At 47.5% G+C, this 1915-nt stretch carries 2 protein-coding genes and 1 pseudogene; all 3 read right to left on the bottom strand.

Going from position 1 to position 1915, the window contains the following annotated elements; all coding sequences use genetic code 11:
• A pseudogene (locus tag AT710_09700) lies at positions 1 to 281 on the bottom strand.
• Positions 278 to 640 carry a hypothetical protein gene (locus tag AT710_09695; GenBank protein KUO89957.1) on the bottom strand — a complete coding sequence of 121 codons (363 nt, stop codon included), beginning with the start codon at positions 638 to 640 and terminating at the stop codon, positions 278 to 280. The pseudogene AT710_09700 and the gene AT710_09695 overlap by 4 nt, the downstream one beginning before the upstream one ends.
• Before the next feature lie 93 nt (positions 641 to 733).
• A complete protein-coding gene (locus AT710_09690; GenBank protein KUO89956.1) occupies positions 734 to 1708 on the bottom strand; it encodes a hypothetical protein in 975 nt (324 codons plus the stop codon).
• Positions 1709 to 1915: the final 207 nt, after the last annotated feature.

The raw sequence follows: 1915 nt of genomic DNA, 5'->3' as shown, positions 1-1915 counted from the left end.
GCCAAGGCTAGCGCGATTTCGAGCCTAAGGTCCCTCTGCACAGCCTCATTGAGTAGGTTGTTTACTGAAGCCGGCGTGAAATGCATGTAGAGCTCAGTCAGCACCTTCTCGCAGACGGCTCTTAGGGGCTCAACGCACTTGCCGCTCCACTGCTTGATGGATTTATGATCAACGAGTGGTTTAACCTCAATGCTCACCTTACGCTGCTTGAGCCTCGCAACAACCTTGGGAAGGTTGTCGTCGATTTTGTCCAGTTTGCTCAGCTTCTTATCGCTCCTCATTGCCTGCACCTCGCCCTAAGCCACCTCTCGAAGGCGTCAGCAAACACGTCACCAATCCTCTCCCTGATTAGGCTTACCCAATCCTCGGGCTTAAGCTCGAGTATTGGGTCGTCCCTCTTAACCAACCTACTCGCCACAATAGCCCTCTCTATCTCGCTAAGCGAATCGAGCTCGGCAAGCATAGCCATGAACCTAGGGCTACCAGCCGGAACAAGCCTATCAAGCCTAGAGGTAACGGGCTGGCTAGGCAGTTGAGGCGCACTGCCTTGGTCACTCACCGATTGGGCTTGATTAACCTGTTGTTGATTATCGTTACCACCAAAACCAAGCCTCCTTAGCTTCGATATTGCATCACTCATAGACCTAGTGAGTAATGGGTTTAAAAGGGGGTTGAGTTATTAGTGGAAAATGAAAAATATTGTTAATTTTAATTATTTCATTAGCTGCAGTACTTACCTGTGTGTTTGGGCCACTGCCGCGTATATTAGTGCCCAGTTTGCGTAGGAGCTTCCTGTGGCTGACCCAATGCCAAACACGTAGTTGCCACTCCTCGGTGGTGTCCAGTAACTGCCTAGGCTCAGTGTGAAGTTTGCCGATTGTCCTGTGCTTAGGTCTGTAACAATGCCTGTGAGTGTGTTTGTTACTGGATCGTATGTCACGGTCATGTTAATCAAATCACCCGGTTTTGGATCTACAAAGCCCGTACCAACCATGACCCAACCTGCGAAGAGGCTTCCAAGTGTTGGTGATGGGTACGGGCCAACACTCAGACTAACATTGTTTATATTGCTCACAATCCACACATTCCACTGGGCAGTAACACTGTGGGAGAAACTATTAACACTAAAACTACCAGGCTCATACTCAGGATCCCACTGAATAACGAGGTATGGCGTCGAGCTCTGGGGCAACAACACCTCACCCTCAAACGGTGCCGAGGCCTCCGCACTATAAATTATTAAGTATGGTATTGAGTAGTTGTACTTCGGGCTCACCCTCCACATTGTTGGCTTTAGGAATAGGTATACCACAAAACCATCGGCTGGAATTGATGACCCATTGGAGTATGTACCTATAAGGGTTATTGTTATATTACCACCACCATAATGCTCACGCCAAAACATCGCACCGGATGTGGACTGCTGTGGAGGCACAAGCTCGAGAACAGGCTGATCACTACTAATACCACCCTCAGCCCAATACTGGCTGGCACTCGACGGCCCATAATAAACAGGCCATTGATTAGTCGGTACACCATTATTATTGCCCTGAAAGACATGACGCACAAAATACTGCTGACCATTGAGTAGATTCAGTATAACCTTATATTGCTCAACCATGCCCAGGGCGGGTAGTGCCAGCACAGTCACCATCACCAACACAAACGCTATTGAGACCACCAGTGTTATTCTCGATCTAACCACCACAACTAGACCCTTGCATAAGCATTTTTAAATTTTACCAAAAGATTATCCCATTATTTGGTTCAAAATGCTCGATGAATTGTGATTATTTAGGGTGTTGGTTCAATACCGTTTATAGTGCATGGGAGTCAGAAACCAAGCAGCGCCTTCACCTGCCTTGTTAATTCATTAATCATCCTGTTGAACTCTTTCATGTACCTCTCCAGTGAA

The sequence above is a fragment of the Thermocladium sp. ECH_B genome, assembly GCA_001516585.1.
In the GTDB taxonomy this organism is placed as follows: domain Archaea; phylum Thermoproteota; class Thermoprotei; order Thermoproteales; family Thermocladiaceae; genus Thermocladium.
This window is presented reverse-complemented; position numbering and strand designations above follow the sequence as displayed.